General features: G+C 58.3%; 10 protein-coding genes. 3 read left to right on the top strand and 7 right to left on the bottom strand.

What is annotated here, in order from left to right:
- Window positions 1-10 precede the first annotated feature (10 nt).
- Together TBK1r_RS08975 and TBK1r_RS08970 are read left to right on the top strand one after the other, a co-directional pair.
- On the top strand, window positions 11-445 hold the full coding sequence (locus TBK1r_RS08975) for an ExbD/TolR family protein (protein ID WP_145209090.1): 435 nt from the start codon (window positions 11-13) through the stop codon (window positions 443-445).
- On the top strand, window positions 442-2,295 hold the full coding sequence (locus TBK1r_RS08970) for a prenyltransferase/squalene oxidase repeat-containing protein (protein WP_419581150.1): 1,854 nt from the start codon (window positions 442-444) through the stop codon (window positions 2,293-2,295). The genes TBK1r_RS08975 and TBK1r_RS08970 overlap by 4 nt, the downstream gene beginning before the upstream one ends.
- Window positions 2,296-2,488: 193 nt before the next feature.
- Here the strand turns inward: TBK1r_RS08970 and TBK1r_RS08965 are convergent, their stop codons facing one another.
- The 5 genes from TBK1r_RS08965 to TBK1r_RS08945 form a co-directional block, all read right to left on the bottom strand.
- A complete protein-coding gene (locus TBK1r_RS08965; protein WP_145209087.1) occupies window positions 2,489-2,932 on the bottom strand; it encodes a hypothetical protein in 444 nt (147 codons plus the stop codon).
- 89 nt (window positions 2,933-3,021) lie between these two features.
- Entirely contained in the window at window positions 3,022-3,642 is a 621-nt protein-coding gene (locus tag TBK1r_RS08960; protein ID WP_145209084.1) for a YdcF family protein, read from the bottom strand.
- Between the two features lie 234 nt (window positions 3,643-3,876).
- Complete coding sequence (locus tag TBK1r_RS08955) at window positions 3,877-4,905, bottom strand: FemAB family XrtA/PEP-CTERM system-associated protein (RefSeq protein ID WP_145209081.1); 1,029 nt, start codon at window positions 4,903-4,905, stop codon at window positions 3,877-3,879.
- A gap of 3 nt (window positions 4,906-4,908) precedes the next feature.
- Window positions 4,909-5,661, bottom strand: coding sequence for a lamin tail domain-containing protein (locus TBK1r_RS08950; RefSeq protein ID WP_419581149.1), 753 nt, complete (start codon window positions 5,659-5,661; stop codon window positions 4,909-4,911).
- A gap of 275 nt (window positions 5,662-5,936) precedes the next feature.
- On the bottom strand, window positions 5,937-6,863 hold the full coding sequence (locus tag TBK1r_RS08945; RefSeq protein ID WP_145209075.1) for a patatin-like phospholipase family protein: 927 nt from the start codon (window positions 6,861-6,863) through the stop codon (window positions 5,937-5,939).
- Window positions 6,864-7,296: 433 nt separating this feature from the next.
- Between TBK1r_RS08945 and TBK1r_RS08940 the strand changes: the two genes are divergently transcribed.
- Window positions 7,297-8,151, top strand: coding sequence for an N-acyl amino acid synthase FeeM domain-containing protein (locus TBK1r_RS08940; RefSeq protein ID WP_145209073.1), 855 nt, complete (start codon window positions 7,297-7,299; stop codon window positions 8,149-8,151).
- A gap of 221 nt (window positions 8,152-8,372) precedes the next feature.
- On the opposite strand, the gene TBK1r_RS08935 is transcribed toward TBK1r_RS08940, so the two are convergent.
- Window positions 8,373-14,366 (bottom strand): SdrD B-like domain-containing protein, encoded by a 5,994-nt coding sequence (locus TBK1r_RS08935; protein ID WP_145209071.1) that lies wholly within the window; start codon window positions 14,364-14,366, stop codon window positions 8,373-8,375.
- A gap of 381 nt (window positions 14,367-14,747) precedes the next feature.
- Window positions 14,748-19,214 (bottom strand): DUF7467 domain-containing protein, encoded by a 4,467-nt coding sequence (locus TBK1r_RS08930; protein WP_419581148.1) that lies wholly within the window; start codon window positions 19,212-19,214, stop codon window positions 14,748-14,750.
- Between the last annotated feature and the right edge of the window lie 219 nt (window positions 19,215-19,433).

The raw sequence follows: 19,433 nt of genomic DNA, 5'->3' as shown, positions 1-19,433 counted from the left end.
AAACAATCTCATGGCCAAACGAAACCGATCCGACGACGATGTGACGATCAACTTGACGCCGATGATCGACGTCGTGTTCTTGCTCGTTATCTTTTTCATGGTCGGCACCAAATTCAGCGAATCGGAAAGCCGGATCGATGTCTCGGTGCCGTCGGTCGGTCCGATGCATGCCATCTCACGTGTCCCCGATGAACGCGTCGTTGAATTGACGGCCGATGGAAACGTGTTGCTCGACGGACAAGTGGTCAACAACGAACAGCTTGCCGAAATCTTGGCGTCGCAATATGCCCAGTACCCCGATCTGAAAGTCGTCGTGCGGGCCGACAGCGCGGGGTCGCTGCAAGGGTTCGCCGAAACGATCCACACCGTCCGTCGGTCGGGCGTCGCGCAAATCGGTATCGCGGTGAAAGTGGATGCGGGCGGAGGCGGAGGAATGCTCCGTTGAACCTGATCAGTCAAATCACGGGGCTGTGGGACGATCCGCGACTGATCTACGCCGTCGCCATCGCCGCAGTCGTTTTGTTGGCGATCACGATCTGGCTGTTCCGTCGGGCCAAACGCGATGGACGCGCCGCCGGAACCATCTGCCTGGTCCTGTCGGTGGCGCTGCACGCCGTGCTGATTTATTTGGTGCCGTACCAGGTACAGGATGACGGCGGATCGTCGGCACAGGAAGTCGATCCGATCGCAAACGGTGTCGAATCCCTGACGTTCTCCACCTTCGATCCAGACCTGGCGGTCGACGACGCATCCGGCGACATGGACACACCGTCGATCGAGCCGTTGCCTATCGCCGAGTTGCAAGACCTGTTGGCCGAACCGTTCGACGAGCCCGTTGCAGACGACTCGCTCGAGGACATCGAACCGCAAGAACAACCGCCGACACCGAATCAACCGCCGCCGACGCCGGAATCGTTGGCGACGGCCTCGCCCAGTGAGATCAGTCCCGCGCTGGAACAGATCGCTCAAGACCTCGATGCATCGCTCGATCAGTTATTGCAATCGCAACTGGAACTGGCCGAGAGTGCGGCCGCGGCAGAGATTCCTGAAGAGACGGCGATGGTTGCCGCAGCCACACCGGAGCAGACGCAACACGTTCCCGATGCGATGCCGCCCCAAGACGCCGCACCGCCGATCGCTCAAGCGACAGAATCGATCGAGCACGCGGAGACGCGTCCGCCTGTCGCGACCACACGTTCCGCTGCCGCCGTGGTTCCCGGATCCGAACAAGCCGACTTTGCCAACCGAGTCGGGGCGGCGAAGCAACTGGCGATCGCACAAACCGGCGGCGACGCGCGAACCGAAGCCGCAGTGAAGGCGGCACTACGGTTCCTGGCCGCTGCGCAACGTCCCGATGGTGCTTGGGATCCGCAGGCGTCCGGAGCCGGTGAAGATCGCATGCCCTTGGGAGAACGACGACCGGGCGCGGGCAGCAAAAGCGCGACGGGGCTGACCGGGCTTTCGCTCCTGGCGATGATGGGGGCCGGAAACACGCATCTCTCCGGCGACTATGCCGAAAATGTCTATCGAGGTTTGGCGTATCTGATTCGGACCCAGCACCCCGACGGATCACTCAGCGGCAACGCGACGGTCTACGCCGCCAGCTATTGTCATTCAATGGCCGCATTGTCACTTTGCGAAGCCGCGGTGATGACGAACGACAAGTCCGCGATCGAATCGTCCCGACGCGCGATCGCCCACACCGTTCGCATGCAGCACCCAGTGACCGGAGGTTGGCGCTACACACGCGGCGATCCGGGTGATCTCAGCCAATTGGGCTGGCAAGCGATGGTGCTCGACGGAGGCAAACGGGCGGGGATCACGATCGAGCGTGATACGGTCGCGGGCGTTGCCAGGTTCTTGCGCAGTGTTCGCGCCGGTCGCGGCGGGTTGGCATGCTATCGTCCCGGTGAAGCGATCAGCCGAACAATGACGGCTGAAGCGTTGGCGACGCGATTGCTGATCGGCGAAGATGTCCCGCAAGCGGAAATCGACGAAGCTGAACGGTATTTGCTGGAGTCGTTGCCGGGAACGCGGCAAGACAATTACTACTACTGGTACTACGCCACGCTGGCGCTGCATCAATTGCAAGACGAAGCGTGGGAGCGTTGGAACGCGGCACTCAAAGACCGCTTGCTGGCGACGCAACGCGCCGATGGAAGCTGGCCGGCCGACACGGTTTGGGGTGGCTACGGAGGCACGGTGTACACGACCGCGATGGCAACGCTGTGCCTGGAATCCTACTACCGCCACGCCATCCGCAACTCCAACGCCCGCATCGCCACCGGACCCTGACCGGAGACGTCAGAAAGATCCATCACGCCATCCCACGACGCGGCGCTCACTCACGCGTCCCGCTGAAATCTCAGCACATGGCGTCAGCCAGTGGCGCGCGACAGCAGCTCAATCCCCCACGCGCCGCTCGCTCACGCGTGCCGCTGGGATGCACCATCTCCCAGTCTCCCAGTCTCCTTGTCTCCCCCCGCTCTCACTTCCGTTCCAATTCCGCAACCCGCTTCTCCAGCAACTCCACACGCTTCGTCAACCGAATCACAATCTGCCTCAAGTCATACTCGTTCATCTTAGGCTTGGGTTCTCGATTCGGATGAAACGGGTTCTCCGGCGGCTCACCCACGGCGGGCTCCCACGCCTCGAGCTGTTCCTGGATCGCTGCGATCTTCTTGTTGACCAAGGGAAGCGTCGGGTGCTTGGATCCCATCGAGTCGCGGCTGCGTTTGAGCATCCGAAGCTCTTCGGCCAGTTGACGTCCGCGTTCGGTCAACAGCGCCGCACGAGGGACTTCGTCGGCCGATTTCGCCGCTTTCGAGTCTCCCGTTTCCGACGGACCCGTTTGGGCACTCAGCTGGCCAGCCACACAAACCGCCAGCAAAGCGAGCAACGCGACACCGATCAATGGTTTAGAACCCTTCATTTCATTCGCTCAAGTTACGAGTGGAACGTTTTGTTGGGGGCACGCTGTGCATGCCATCCATTTGCAATGCAACCACAGCCAGCCCCTCTTCACGCGCAAAACCAGTACACCACCAGTTTGGCATACTCCAGCCAGATTGGGAAATGCGTCTCCACACTCTGACCGGGGCTGGTCGCTGCGTAAACCGAGATTTCCGTGTCGTCACCAAACTCCCGTTGAAAACACAGCTTGCTGCGGCGGGTGTGGGGCGGCGACGTCACCACGACGATGCGGGTGAATTTTTGTGGCAGATTCGCAACGCCCGCCGCTTCACTCCGCGAGCCGAGCCAAACGTTGGGCTGGACCGGAACACTGTGAATCACGTCCGCCGGGACACCACGCATCGCCAGGTAGTCGATTGCCCGTTGCAGCCGCGTGTCGTTCTGCCGACGGACAAAGTTGTAGCTCGACGAATTCAGTTCCTCGAGCAGGTAGATCTGTTCGACGCGATGGAAGTGATACAGGTCCGACGCCGCAAATAGTCGCTCCCAATAGGCAGGCCCATCCGCCATGACGTAGGCAATCTCGCCACGCGCATCGCCGTCATGGACATACAGCGGTTGAATCAGCACACCGCGAACGGATGCAAAGGAAGACGCAAGCGTAACGACAGCCCAGGCGATCAAGATCAGCCAAAACCGCCGCTTCCATTTTGTTGCAACATCAACCATGCGACCATTGTAGCCACCGCCAGCAACTGCGCACCAACCCACCCCAGCGGGACGCGTCAGCGACCGGCGCGTGCATGAAATCAGCAGTGTTTCAACGTTAGCGGTAGGGCGCGAGCCCTCCGGTCTTTCGCCACGTTTCCCAACGGAGACCGGACGGCTCGCGCCGTTCCGCTAATCCTTTTCGGGCCAACCTCGGAAGCCACTGGCTCACGCCGCGTGCTGGTATTGGCTGCGTTACGGGATCCCACGAACGATCGAGGGGCCGATCAGCTTGGTCAGCCAAACGGGCAGCTTTTGCCAGGCCTGGACCAATCGCTTCTTCCCACCGGCATCGGGACGCATCTCGTTTGGGTCGCCCTTGCGGACGTAGTATTGCCAAGTCGCCGGATGAGGCTTCGCGCCCCACTGGGCTTTGAACTTGTACGTCCCGGCGTCTTCGCTGCTGCGTCCGAAATCAAACGTGTGGCTACCCTTCTCGATCGCCCGCCGCAGCAGATGACGATACATCAACATGTTCGCACCGGTTCGATTGAACTCGCGCAAGCTGCTGGCACTGGGCACTTCCGTCACGCCACGACTGTGAACGATCAGCCCGCCCGCGATCGGTTTGTCTTCATTGCGGACCACGCACAGTTCTGCATCGCCGTCAAAATTCGTCAAGATGCTCGAAAACAGCTTCTTGGAAAACACCGGAGTGCCGAGGTCCCGCATGTTGTGGGCAAACACCTCATAGAACTCTGGGAGCAATTCCTGGCCGCCGAAGTGAACGGTGGAGTCATAAGTCCCCGACTTCTTGACTTGGCTCCGCAGCTTGGACTTGAACGACTTGTCCAATTCCTCGTCCGTCTCCGGCAGCGGCAGACGCAGGTGAAACTTATCGGTCCGCACCATGTTGAACTTCGGATGATCGACCGGCTGCTCATGACGCAGCTCCAGATACTTCACATCCAACTGGTCGGCCAAATCACACGCGGCGTCGATCAGCTGGCTGGCAACGTCGTCATTCGACGCCCAGACCCCGCCGGTATTCAGATACGGCAAGCTCACCAAAAACTTGCCAAAGATCGGACCGCGGACGAAGACGAGGGGAAGGACGCCATAAACCTCTTGTCCGTCGACGCAACGAAGCAAATAGGCCTTGTGTCCCAAGCCATCGGCGAGCGAACTGATCCATGCGGGATGATGCCCCGCAAGCTGGCACTCCTCCGCGAGACGAATCTCCGGCCACGCACACGGCCACGAACAAGTTTCAATTTCCGTCAAGTTTTATGACTCTCGGCGAGAGCGACGTCGACGCAGACCCACCGTCCCACAAATCAGGCCGGCGAAAATCGCCAACGAAGAAGGCTCTGGAACCGTGGCTGGCGGTCCTAGCGGCGCGGGAGCGAATCCAGGTGATCCATACTCGTTTTCACTTCCGGATCCGATCATTGCGAAAAGTGATTTTGACCCGACCCAATTACCACCCGCCGTATTTGGGTACCCGAGCCCGCGAAGTGTGATGCTTTGCCCTGGCTCAATTGCATCAGGCCAAGGGGAATTCCTGTAATCGGTGAGTGTGTTCTCAGCCGACGTTTCGCGATTAAGAAGGGTTAAATCGGGACTATCGTGCAATGAGGTCCAATTAAATAACGGAAGTACTTTGACGCTGTTCGGCAGAGTCCATTGGGCTCGAAAATCGTCCTCAATATCTAATCCAGAGAATGGGTAATTCCCATCGATTAATACAGCGACCTCACCAGCGCCAAGGAATCCCGAAAGATCCGCATACTCGATTCCCATGTGCGTAACCGTGTCATTAAAAGTCGTCGAACCGACATTGAGATCGTAATCCGCAAGATCAATCGGGGCTGAGCTGCTGGGACTATCGTTATAGATTTCGACCCATTCACCAAAGCTCTTGCTGACGTCGCTCAATGGACTGTACATCACCTCCGTGATCACCAACCCCGCATTCGCATTCGCGACGCCGATCAGACACGCAACCAAAACCAAAAGTTGACACGATCGAGCAAGCATTGGCTCCATCCAAATGAGTGTTTAAGAAGTCTAGGCCCCGTGAGTCAGCCGGAGAATATCGCCCATTTTCCCTAGTCGATCAACACCGAGTTGGCCCTTCGAACCACCCGAAATGCAGATTTCTTTGTCATATCGCTGCCATAACCCACAAACGGGCATGAAGGCCAGTTCCGGCTAGCTCTTCCAGCGGAATCACTCAATCCACTCGGGCCGCCTCGCCATTTTCTTGTCACCAATTTTCCTGTCTCCACTCCCCACCATCTTTCTGCCACCCCTCAGTCCGCCCGCGCAAGCGCCATCGCCGCGGCGTCATACCCCGCCTGAATCAAAGGATCCGGATTCGTAAAATCGAACCACGCCACCGACCCGAGCTGCGGACGCACGACCAGATCGGCATACGTCAACTGTTGCTGCCGGATTCTCGCTTCGGCCAGCTCCTGAAAACGCAACACCGATTGCAGTGCCGTTCGGCAAGATTTGTGCGCCGATTCTGTCGGGCTGACATCGATCACCAGCAGTTCCCCTTCGCCATCCATCATGCCCCGCGCCAGATCACAAGGCACGGCATCGTAGACGCCGACATCGCTGAGTTTCCGACCGTCAATCTCGACCGACGGAAAGACACCGGGGATCGACATCGACGCAACGACGGCTTTGCGAAGCGAGCCGCGACTCAGTACGACACGTTCTCCGCTGCGTAAGTCCACCGCGATCAAGTGCAGGGGCGTCCGCAGGTCCTCGATCGCGAGATCGGGCAACAGTTCGTCGGTGATCGCTTCCAGCAGCGTGCTGGGCAACAAGGATTCGGTCAGCGCGGCGCGACCGATTGCTTTTTGCGCCCAAAACAGACGCGTCCAGCGGCGTAGCCACCGCGCGTTAGACTCATCACGTCCTGAAGCCCCCGCTGCGGCGCCGACGACTTTCTGTTGCAGCGTGCGGTAGCGGTCTGATTCTAGAAAATCACGGGCCAGTGCTTCGGCGCGTTCGACATCTCGTTCGACGGCGCAGAGGGCTGCCATCAGCGCGCCCATGCTGACGCCGACCATGCGTCCGACTCCGATCCCGGAGTGTCCGATGGCGCGCATTGCACCGAGATGTGCCAAGCCGCGGGCGCCGCCGCCGCCGAGCATCACTGTCGCGTCAGCCCACTCACTTCGCGGGCGTCGCAGCATCAATCGCCCATGCCAATGGGTAAGTTTCACAGAGCCGCCCCCCTGTTCGTGCCGGATAGAAACATCTGAACAACCGTAGCACACCGTTAGGGTTCGTCCGGAGAGCAGCAACGTGATTCGCGAGCCACTGGCTGAAACGCATTCCAGCGGGACGCGTGAGCGACCGGCGCGTGTTTAAATCCGTGCCATCACGCCCGCCACTGGCTAACGCCACGTGCTGACCAGCAGGCCGGTCAGCGACCGGCGCGTGCAGACCCACCACAACCACTGCATCCCGAACAGGCGTCACAACCGACCGGGACACGATCACTTCGTCGCCTCTTGCGCCGCGATCCGATCGCGCGGCGCTAACGCCAAATCTAGGGTTCAATCAGACACGGTGATTGTCCGGGGGGATTGTCATACGAAAGCGCGTTCGGCGACGACCGACGTGCCCAGACCTCCTCCTCCTCTTCCATTCACCATGCAAACGACTCACGTAGCCGCCGGCACTGCAACGGTCTGCCCGCTGATCCCGTCAGCACCGAAGGCCCCGGCCAAACGCTCCATACCCGGACTCCGGTACGAAGTCGCGTATCGTCGAGATGACCTGCAAGAAGCGTTCAGCCTGATCTACCATTCGTACCGACGCGCGGGGTTGGTCGAAGAAAACGAAAGCCAGGTTCGGCTGACTCCGTTTCATCTGTTGCCGACCACCGAAGTCTTTGTGACCAAGCTTGCTGACAAAGTCGTCTCCACTGTCTCGCTGATCGGCGACGGTGAACTGGGATTACCGTTGGAATCGATTTATCCAAAAAACGTGGAGTTGATCAGGAATCGCGGATTGCGGATGGGCGAAATCGGTAGCCTTGCCGACTGTCGCGATTCACCGGTGCGTTTCATTGAAACGTTCGCCGCGATGGGACGGCTGCTCGCCCAGGTGGCGAAGACCCGTGGCTACGACGGACTGGTTGCCGCGGCGCACCCCAAGCACGCGCGGCTCTACCAACGGATTTTACCGTTCGAACAAATCGGCAAGATGTCGACCTGTCCGTACGCCAACGGCAATCCGGCGGTGATGTTGGCGTTGGTGTTCGAAGACCATCGCGGCAGCGAACTCTACGAACGTTTCTTTGGATCGATGAGCAGCGCCACCGACACCGTGCCACGGCCCTGGTCCGACGAAACGTATGACTATTTTCACAAGCTGCTACATTCCAACCGGCTGCAATCCGAGCGTCCGCTCTCCGGCCAAGGCGCCCCCATGCTCAGCAAACGAAGAGCGGTTCCCAACAGCCGAATCGATCCGACCGAAAACGCCTCCCAGCGGGACGCGTAACGGCTTGTTGATTTAATCCGATCGCACGTGGGATTAGCCGCGAGCGCGCAAGCGTACGGGCATTCATCTTGTCAAATACTCTCCGGCGCCCGTAGGCTCGCGCCAAACGGCTGATTAAATCAACAGCCGGTAAGCGACCGGCGCGTGCTTCGATCCACCAACCATCACGCGCCACTGGCTGACACCACGTGCTGAGGCATCCCCGCGGGACGCGTCATCCCTTACACGGTCGTCAGGAAATCGGCGTCGTCGGTGATGACGATCGTGTCCAACCCGGAACCGGCTTCACGCACCGCAACCTTCAGCGTGTGGTTTCCGGCTTCCAGATCAAACTGAACCGTTTCTCCTTTCTCGGACACGGTTTGCCAAGTCAACTGTCCATTGTTGACCTGCATGTGCCACTTCACCCACGGGCCATCATCGATGGCAACCCAGAACGAGTTCGAAGCACCGTCAGCCGCACTCACCAAGGCATGCATCGTGAACACGCCCGCGTGGTCGACAGCGAAGTCGTAGGTCAGTTCATCACCGACCGACGGCGACCTGTAGTGCGGTGTTCCGTTGGACGCGACCAGGAATTCATTGCCGTCGTCGTCAAACGCGGTCATCCAATCGCCGCTGCGTTGCATCTGCGTCGCATCGATCACGATCGTGTTGCTGGACAACTTGCTGATCATCCATTTGTCCAGCTTCACGCCGTCTTCACGAACCTTCAACTGCATCGTGTGGTGCCCGGCATCCATGTAGAAACTGGTCGCATCCTGGTTCCAGCCATCGGTCACGGTCTGCCAATCGAAGGAACGTCCGGTGTCCATGTGCCACTGGACCCACGGCAGATTGTCGATCTTCACCCAGACCGAATTGTCGGCGCCGCTGGATGCCTTCACCAGACCGGACAGTTCGTAGTTCGCGGTGTGATCGACCGAGAACTGATACATCACCTTCTTGTAGGAAGGCGGTCTGTTGTAGTGCGATCCCGATCCGTTGGGCGCCATGAGGTATTTCCCGCCGGAGGCATAGCTGGAACTGTAAACCTTCCAGGGGCAATCGATCCATTCGTAGTCTTCCGCTTCGAACATCTTGTCGACCGCCGCCTCGTACAGACCGGCATCGATGCTGTTGTCGCATTCGTAGTCGTCCAAGTGGATCAAATCCGTCTTGCCGTTGGCGTCGGCGTTGCTGCCGTTGTCGGGATTGGAACCTTGGTATTGTGGCGAGAACACAAAGTCTTGCGGCGCGATGAACTGCACCAAGTAGTCTCCGCCGTCGAGTCCGTTGAACGAGTACAGCCCGTCGGAATCAGTGGTGGTGGTGGCCAAGACGTTATGATGCGGATCAAGCAACTTGACCGTTACGCCGGGGATGCCGGGCTCGTTGGCGTCCTGCTTGCCGTCACGGTCCAGGTCGTTCCACACATAGTTTCCGATCTTGCCCGACGGTGCCGCCACCGGGTTCTTGTAGTGGCTGGGGTCGGAATCGGTGACGGTATCGGCGACAACCGTTCCCACGTTGGCGTACAGGCCAGCGGTCAGGTGCTGGAACTTCACCTTGCGAATCTTGAATCGATCTTCCGGTGTGGAGTCAACGGTCGAGGCTGCCAAGACAAGCACGTTTCCGGAGACTTCATTGCCGTTGAAGTCCGCCCAGCGTGATCCATTGCTGGTCGTGTTGTTGACTTCGTTGAGCGTCAATCCGTTGAGCAACGCATCGCTGAGTGTTTGATGGGTGCCAAAGGCTCCGGGAATCGTGCCGATCCAGATCGACAGGTCACTGTCGTTGACGACGCTATCCAAATAGGCCTTGTCGACAACGACGTTTTCCGAGAATTCGAACAGCACAAAGTTGTCACGGCCGACGTTGTCGACACGGTGGGTGCCGTTGCCGCCATTACCTTCGCTCGAATCGGTCACTCCCAGGCCGCCGGAGAAGATGCCCAGGAAGGCCTCGTTCCAGTTGCCGCTGTCGTCACGGCTGAACGCACTTGCGTTGACCGAAACGCCATCGGTCGTGAACGTTCGCATGTTGCCGTTGGTTCCATCCAGACCGCTGCTGCCGTTGAAGTAGAACGTGCTGGTGGCACCAGACGTTGTCAACGTTTCTGCGGTGGTGCTGTAGTTGTAGGTCCAAATTTCGCCCGGCGACAGCAAACCGTCATTGTTCGTGTTCGAACCGACAAAGTCTGGCACGAAATCGTCACCGGTGTCGTTCGGCGTGCCGTTGTCGTCCGTTACCACGACTTCGGCAAACGTAAACGTGGTCTCGCCCGTGTTCGTCACCGTGTAAGTCCACGTGACGGATGCCCCCGGAGCGATCTCGACGGCTTCGGCGGGCGTATCGGCGTCAACCAAGTTCGTCGACTTTTCGATGTCAATATTCGGAACACCCGGCGGTGGCGGGGTGGGGTTTTTGTAGTGGCTGGGGTCAGAGTCGGATGCGACGCCGATATCCACCGACGCAACGTTGCCGTAGATGCCGTCGACCACATGTTGGAACTTCAGTTTGCGAATCTTGAAGGCATCTTCCGGTGTCGAATCCGACGTCGACGCAGCCAACACCAGCACGTTCCCTGCGACTTCGCCACCGTTGAAATCGGCCCAGCGGGAGTAGGAACTTCTGGTGTTGTTGTCTTCGTTGGACAGTCCGTTCAGCACGCTGTCAGAAAGCGTTTGGTGCGTCCCGTAGGCACCCGGGATGGTGCCGATCCAGATCGAAAGGTCGCTGTCGTTGACCACGCTGTCCAGGAAGGCCTTGTCGACGACAACGGTTTCGGAGAATTCAAACAACACATAGTTGTCGCGGCCGATGTTGTCGACGCGGTGCGTGCCGTTGCTGCCGCTCTCACTGGTGTCGGTCACGCCCAGCCCGCCGGAGAAGATACCCAAGTAGGCTTCATCCCAGTTGCCGTTGGAATCGCGGCTGAAGGCACTGGCGTTGACCGATACACCGTCAGTCGTGAAGCTGCGTTGGTTGCCGTTGGTGCCGCTGATCGAACCACTTTGATTGAATTTAAAGATGCTGGTCGCGCCCGTAGCGGTCAAGGTTTGTGCGGTCGATGTCGCGGTGTACTCCCAATCCTCTCCGGGCGAAAGGATGCCATCGCCGCCGTCATCCGGTCCGACAAAGGTTGGCGTAAAGTCATCGCTCGCGTCATTGGGCGTCCCATTGTCGTCGGTGACGATGACGTCGGCGGCGTTGATCGGCGTGTCGCCTGTGTTGGTGACGATGTAGGTCCACGTCACGGTGTCACCCGGAGCGATCTCAACCGCTTCGCCGGGCGTGTCGGCTTGCACGCCGTTGGTCAGTTTTTCGATGTCGATATCGGGCGTCCCGATCACGAAGTAGTTCGCCGGATCCTCATCGGTGACATCGTCCAAATTCGGGACCACCGGGGTGCCCACGACGTCAGCGATGTTGGTGAACTGGCCTGCCATCGTGGCTGTGATGGTCGCCGTGTACAACCAGATTTCGTCGACTTGCAGGATTCCGTCTCCGTCATCGCCGCTCACGTAGGTCGGGAAGAAATCGTCAGCCGTATTGCCGGGTGTGGCGTTATCGTCGACGACGATCACATTTTCCAAATCAACGTCGCCGGTGTTGGTCACGACATAGTTAAACGTGACGTCATCGCCGACATTGAAGCTTGGTCCGGGTCCGGTGTCGGCATCCAGGCACTCGACCATTTGATTCGGTTTGGTGAACTTCAATTCCGTGATCGCGCCACTGCCGGGGAACGTGACGACCAGCGAAGTGACTTCATCGACGTCGATGTCGATCTGTTGGAAGCTGTTGTTCCCCAGTGCCGCGATATTGAACGATTGCTGACCGGAATTGGTCAGGACGGTGACGACGGTGCCACCGTTTTCATTGGTGTCGATGTCCAACAACCCGATGTGGTCGATTCGAACGGCGTTATCAAACGTGAACGTGATGGTGCCACCGCGCGCCTCGTCATCGGGGTCGCTGGAATCACCATCCTCGGAAATGATCAAGACATTGCCGAGAGCCTGACTGTTTTCGCCGACCGCACCACTCTTGCCACCGTGACCGACCCCGGGACCGGAGAAGTCTTGGTTTGGAGTGCCCAGATCGTAGTCGTTGCCGGTTGGCGAGGCACTATCGAAGATCATCGCGATGTCCGGCCCGCTCGATCGACCATTGTTGGCGGCAATCGTCACACCGAGCGCCGAGTACTCGTTATCAATCACGGTCCCCGCGGCGAACCCGTCAAAATCGATCACGTGCATCTCGCCACTACCGGCCACCACATGCTCGACGCATTTTTCGATGTCAATTCCGGTCGCGGCGCCCACGACGTAATTGGCCGGATCTTCGTCGCTGACGTCCGGTCCGACAGGATCACCGTTGTCATCCACCGGAGTGCCGACGACGGTCCCAATGTTCGTGAACTGCCCAATCGCGAGAGCGGTGATCTGTGCCTGATAAAGCCACGTTTCGCCTGGGTCGAGCCGGCCGTCTTGGTCATCATCGCCGACGTTGAAAAAGTTCCCTGCGCCATCATCTTCTTCGACGGGATCGGGATTGAAGTCGTCGCCGAGATTACCAGGGGTCGCATTGTCATCGCTGACGACAACGGGAGTGAGTTCAACATCGCCAGGGTTGGTGACGAAGTAAGTGAACACGATCGTGTCGCCCAGCTCCGCGGAAGGTCCGGGCGGGGTATCCGCATCGACGCCAAAGTCATTCGGGTTGGTGTTGGGAACGCTTGCCGGCGTGCTGAGGTCGGCTCCCAGCTCGTTTTGAACGGCGAACAGATTCTTGGTGTTTTCAATCAGCGACGCGTTGCCAGAGGCGTAAGCCGCCTGCGTCAGCGCGATCACTTCCGCTTGGGTGTAGGAGTAATCCACATTGGGATTGGCGGCGTTGAGCAGTGCGGCGGTCGCATGGCGCCCGAGTGCATTCAGTCCACCCCCGCCACGTCCCAGCGCATCCAGCAGGGTCAATCCGGAATCGTCACTGACACCAAAGACGGAATTGTAGGAATCCAGGGGAGCGAAACCGGTATCGGGCCAGCCCTTCAAGGGTGCTGGTCCGAATTCAGAGTGCGTCTTCCAAAACCCAGGAGTCAGTCCCTCACCGCCGCCGGTCTGATCTTCAACGACCTTGACAAATTTTTCGATGTCGATCGCAGGATTCACAGGCGGCGGAGGCAGGAAGATCCCGGCGTCCCACGTCAAATCGTCCACCGTGCCGAGAATGATCACCTCGGTTAACCCCGTCGATGGATCGGCGTCGCTATCGACGGCATCATTGGTTCCCTGATCTTGGCTGGTCAGGACATAACCGCTGGGCAGCGTCGATGTCACAAACTCGACAAAGTAGTTCCCCGGCTGAAGATTCTCGAACAAATACAATCCATTGCTGTCCGTCACGTCTGTCGCGATCACCGGGCCATCCGACCCATCGGTCTCCGGAATCCCGTCACCGTCCCCGTCGCGATAAAGATTGACGGTGACACCCTGGACGCCCAACTCGCCGTTGTCCTGAATGCCGTTGAGATTGTCGTCGTACCAGACGTAGTCACCAAGTGCCACTGAGGGCGCGGTCGGTCCAACGTCAGATTTGTTGCCACCGCTGAAGCTCGTACTAAAACTGCCGGCGAAGCTCGAATTTTCGCTATTGATGAAGATCCCGATGTTCTTCCCTGCGAAATACGCGGGCCCTCCTCCTGGCGACGGCAACGTGTTCAACAAGCCGCCGGTTACTTGAAGTTCAACCTCGTAGAGATCCGAAACCGATCCATTGCTATATCCGAACGCAATTACCTCACCTGTCAGCAACACGCCGTCTGCACTGAAGCCTGTGGCGAAATCGAACAGGGATCCCGAGAGTGTAAAGTCGTCGCCGGCAACACCGCCAGCAAAATTGCCCGCATCATCGACGAGAAAGTCAAGCTGAAAGACCGCGTTGGGCGGATCAATGATTCCCGTGGGACCACTGCCGCCGGTATCAAACGCGGTGAAATCAAGCGGCGTCGCATCGGCGGAGAATCTGTCCGTCGCAGCGTCATAGGTCACCGAACCGGTGCTATTTGCAAAGATCTGTGGATACTCTAGTTGGAGTCCCAGCAGCGCCAGCACCCGACGATCTTCCAACGATTGAACCAACAGTTTGCGTTTCGACGCTCGTTTCACGCGTTGTTGTTTCGAATTCTCGTGACGCTTCTTACTGCGAAATGCAAATGGGTTTGAAATCATTGGAGCAATGGCTTAGCGGGGAGGACTCAATGCAATCTGGAATCGGGATTGCGATCGAGCATAATCGCAATCCGGAGATTGAGGAGATTACGCGGCAAAACACGCGAAAAGAACGCGAGTCCGTGACGATTGTTCCGCTGACGGAAGTCCCCAAATCGGCAAAAAGGGGAAAAACATGCCGTGTCGTGCAAACGCGACACGCATCTGCGTTGTCATCGCCGGCCTGAAGCACAACGCGGGCAGAGCATGGGATGCCAGGATGCACGCAACACGCGAAGATCAGCGCGCCGCGCGACCCAATCGAATTCACCAGTCAGGCTGCTCTATTAGATGAGGCGTGACGGCTTGCGGCCACGCTTATGAGACCGGTGTCGCCGTTTCTCAGAATAGGCTGACCGACTGAGAAGGGCCATCGTCGTCATCGTCGACATCAAACGTCATGGTCAGCATGTAGTCACTGGCCGTTTCGCTCACGTCACTTTCAAATTCGATCTCGACGAAGACAATCTGCCCGGCGGCGATTGTTCGGTCATCCAAGGTGTTGGATTTCCAGTCGCCATCTCCGATGTTGACGCCGCTACTGGTCCACGCCGTCTCGGTCCGGAACACCTCTACACCGTCGATCTTGATCTTCTTGAGCTTCTTGTTCGATTCCGCCCACTCCAGCATCAGGCTCTCAAGAACAGCTTCGGTGTTGCCAACATTGGTCAAGGTGAATTTCAGTTTTCTGCCTGCGAACAAGACCTCGCCGGCAACGATGTTCCCGTCGCCAGCAATCGCTGCGTCGGGTTGCAAGCCGAGCACTGCGCCGCCGTCGCCGACAAAGCCGACCAACTCCGCGCCGGCAAAATCATCACCGAGCACCAGCGGAGCCGAGCAGGAGGCATGGATTTCGACGGTCCGAATCAGTGCCCCAGTCACCGGGTCCAAGAAATGCAGATAGATCGTTGACGGCAATCGATCGTCGCCCGCCGACATCGCGTCCACGCCAAACACTTGCCCGTCATGGACTGTTCCACCCGCAAACAAGGTCGCACCCTGTTTGAACGCATCACTGTCGTCGGTCACTCGGACAAAGACACTCGAAACTCCGACCAAGCTGCCGTTGCTCACCGTGATCTCCGACTTGTCGCCTTGCCCGTTGGCAAAGTCGTCCGACGCGGTGTAACGGAAATTGAGTTGCTGTGGTTTTTGACCGGTTTCACAAAGATCAATCGCTGGCAAGACACCTTTGTGGTGACTGAAGTCCATGTCCATCAACGCGACACCGGCGAGTGTTCCGGTGACGACGCCCTTGTTGCCGACCAAGCCCTCTTGGCGAACGATGTCCATCGCTTCAAACAACCACACTTCGTTCGGGTCCAGCAAGTCATCCCCGTTGATGTCTCCGACGTTGTGACCGTTTTCGTCTACGATCTGCATGATCGCCTGATCAAATCCGCTCGGCGGAATCCAGTACAGATCGTCGTCGGGGTCGCCAGGTGTTCCGTTGTCGTCCACGACGTTATCCAGGACGATCGGGGCATCGCCGAGATTGGACACCGCGTAAGTGAAAACGACCTTATCACCGAGAGGGATTTCAACGGCCTGTTCTGGCAGATCTGCATCCTGCCCAAAATCGTTTGGGCCGTCTGATGTCGGCAACGTCGCCGTGTCACCGTCTTCATCGGTCGCACCGACAAACGTGACGCCCCCGAAGATGTCGCCCAATCCGAGTGGCTTGGAGCAGGAGGTGTGGAAATTGATGTGCTGCAGTAGCGTCCCGCCAATGCTGGGATCCGCGTTATAGATCAACACAAACGTCTCCGATCCGAAGTCAGTGCCGGAAAACGAAGAGGAGAGTTCGAAAGTGCCGCCAAGGCTGACGGTGCCGGAGAAGAAAAGGTCGCTGTCACCGTTGGAGTCTTTGCTGCCGACGATAAACACATCCGTCGGCGGAGGATCGGCCAGCGTTCCCTCGACGGTGGCTCTTCCTTCTTGCGGATTGCTGATGAAGTTGCCGCCGTTGTAGCTCAGAATGATCGATGCAAACTTGTCCAAACCAATATCGTCGCATACATCTACGCCGGTCAGTCCGCTCGTTTCGGCTTCACCACGAGTGAATTTTTCGAGATCCAGCGGATTGACGAAGTGATGGGCAGGATCATCATCCATCACCATATTCGGATCGGCCGTCACCTTTCCGACGTTCATCTGTTGGCCGGTCGAATCGGCAATCTCCACCGCCTGGAAATACCAGGTCTCGTTCGGGTCGAGTGCACCGTCGTTGTTTAGATCGCCGAAATTGTAGCCGTTGGGCTTGGTGATTGCCTCGACCGTCACTGCCGTATTGTCCGTGACGATCACGTTAGTCAACGGAACGCTTCCCGGATTGGTCACTTCGTAGGTGAACGTGATCTTGTCGCCCAACTGCGCCATCGGACCGGTCGGATCGTCCGCGTCCACCCCAATGTCTGACGGGTCAAACACGATGTCTGGACCCAACAGCACCGTTGGTCCCAGCAGGACAAGCGGGCCGAGTGGCGGCAACTCATCAGCGATGACGGTGGACGACCCGCTTTCACCGACCGCGCCACTCACTTGCAATCCGCCGATCACATCACCCAGATTGATCGGTTGGGAACATGAGGTGTGATACTGCATCGTTTGCAGGGGAGTCTGGTTGGCGTTGAACGCTGCTTCATTGTCGAACAAGTAGATCATCATGTTCGAGCTGAATCGCGTCTGTCCCGCGTTGCTTGCCATGGCCGTCAACGCGTTGCCCAGCGCGATCGTCCCGGAGAAATAGTCCTTGGCCTCGCCGTTGTAGACCTTTTGCAGATCCGTTGAATCCGTGACATAGAAGAACGAATCGCTGGGCGTTGCATCGGGGTTGCCGCTCACTCCCGCCTTACCCGAATCTTGGGCCGTGTTCAGGTCGGCCCCGCCGATGTAATCGAACGTCAATTGCACCGGACGCCCGACGTCGTCGCACACCACGCCGACGCCTTCGTTCACACCGAGATAGTGCGCAGGGTCATCGTCCATGACCATGTCGCCGTCGACGTTACCGGTGACCTTGCCGATATTGCGGTACTGACCGGCAAGGGAAACGGTGTCGGTGGCGGTGTAGATCCAGACCTCACCGGGTTCCAGCAACCCGTCGTCGTCATCTCCTTCGACATAGCTGGGATACAAGTCATCACTAGGATCGTCGGGGGTGCCCGCGTCGTCGATGACCACCACGTCACCCACTGGCTGGTTGTTGGGATCCGGATTGGTGACGACGTAGGTCCACATCACATCATTGCCAACGGGGATCTGCGGTCCAGTCGGCAGATCGGCGTCATCGCCATACCCCGTAGTCGTGTTCGCGATTGTGCCTTCATCGCCAGCCAAGCCGGCGACGATCACGCTGCCGACTCGGTCGCCTAGTCGAATCGGCTGGGAGCAGGAGGTGTGATATTGCATCGACTGAAGCGGACTTGCGCCGGATAGATAAGCCGCTTCGTTGTCGTAGAGGAAGATCTCGGTATTGGATCCGAAGTTCGAGCTGCCGGCCTGGGATGACAACGCGGTGAATGTCTCGCCGGCGGGAACGGTTCCGGAGAAATAGGTGTGCGAGCCGCCATCGTTGACCACCAGAAAACTATCATCGGGGGTTGCATCGACGCCGCCAGTGGCTCCTGCTTTGCCGGAGTCCTGCAGCGTGTCGACCGCGGTTCCCGGGTCATACTCGAACGTGAGTTCGAATGGTTTTCCGATCGTGTCGCAGACGTCGCCGGAATGCACGATCACGGGCTTGACGTACTTTTCGATGTCAATCGCTGGCACCGGAGGATCATCGACGCGGACGTACTTTTCGATCTGGACTTCCGCTTCGTCACGAACGATTCCTGCATCCCAGCTCAGGTCCTGCTCGCCCGGATCCAACGTTGTGATGATCGTCATTCCCGTCACCGGATCGGCATCGGAATCGACCGCGTCACTGACCAGCGTGTCGCCTCCGACATCCTGCGCGGTGAAGACATAGCCTGGCGGCAAGTCGCTAAACGTGACCTTGTATTCCTCGCCGGGATTCAAGTTCGTGAACAGATACTTGCCGTCACCATCGGTCACCATCGTCGCCGTGGTGTCATCACCACCGCTGCCGATCATACCATCGAGCCCACCGCCGGTGAGCGTCACCGTCACACCAGGAACCCCGGCTTCATCGTCGTCTTGAATCCCATTGGAGTTGTCGTCGTACCAGACAAAGTCACCAAGCGAAGCAGTGGGCTCGGTCGGGCCAACATCGGATTTATTGCCACCACTGAAGTTCGAATGGAAACTCCCCGAGAAACTCGAGTTCTCGCTGTTGATGAAGATCCCGATGTTCTTCCCAGCGAAATACGCGGGCCCTCCTCCTGGCGACGGCAACGTGTTCAGCAAACCGCCGGTTACTTGAAGCTCAACCTCGTAGAGATCCGAGACCGACCCATTGCTATATCCGAACGCAATCACCTCGCCCGTCAGCAACACGCCGTCAGCGGTAAAGCCTGTGGCAAAATCGGAAAGGGACCCTGAGAGCGTAAAGTCGTCGCCGGCAATGCCGCCAACGAAGTCTCCCGCATCATCGACGAGAAAGTCTAGCCGGAAGACCGCGTTGGGTGGATCAATGATTCCAGTAGGGCCACTGCCGCTGGTATCAAACGCGGTGAAATCGAGTGGGGTCGCTTTTGCGGAGAATCTATCCGTCGCTGCGTCGTAGGTCACCGAACCGGTGCTATTTGCAAAGATCTGCGGGTACTCCAATTGGAGTCCCAGCAAAGCGAGAACACGACGGTCTTCCAGGCTCTGAACTAACAAGCGTCGCTTCTGGTTCGTCATTGTTGAATGAGAGCGACTGCGTGGTGCGGCTTTTAGCCACCGACCAACTTTCTGTACCAGCATCGTTATACCATCGGGGTGAGGCGTCCCGTGACCCAACAAAAGGAGTGATGGTCCCAGACCGTGTCGATTTGGGAGCAGTGATTCACGACCCTCAGCTAGAAAACACGAACCAGAGCCCTGTGTTCGCATTCAGTTGAGTGGTCAGCGATAAATGGT

Source organism: Stieleria magnilauensis, assembly GCA_007753675.1.
GTDB classification, from domain to species: Bacteria; Planctomycetota; Planctomycetia; order Pirellulales; family Pirellulaceae; genus Stieleria; species Stieleria magnilauensis.
The sequence above is the reverse complement of the archived record's forward strand: the minus strand, read 5'-3'. Positions and strand labels throughout refer to the sequence as shown.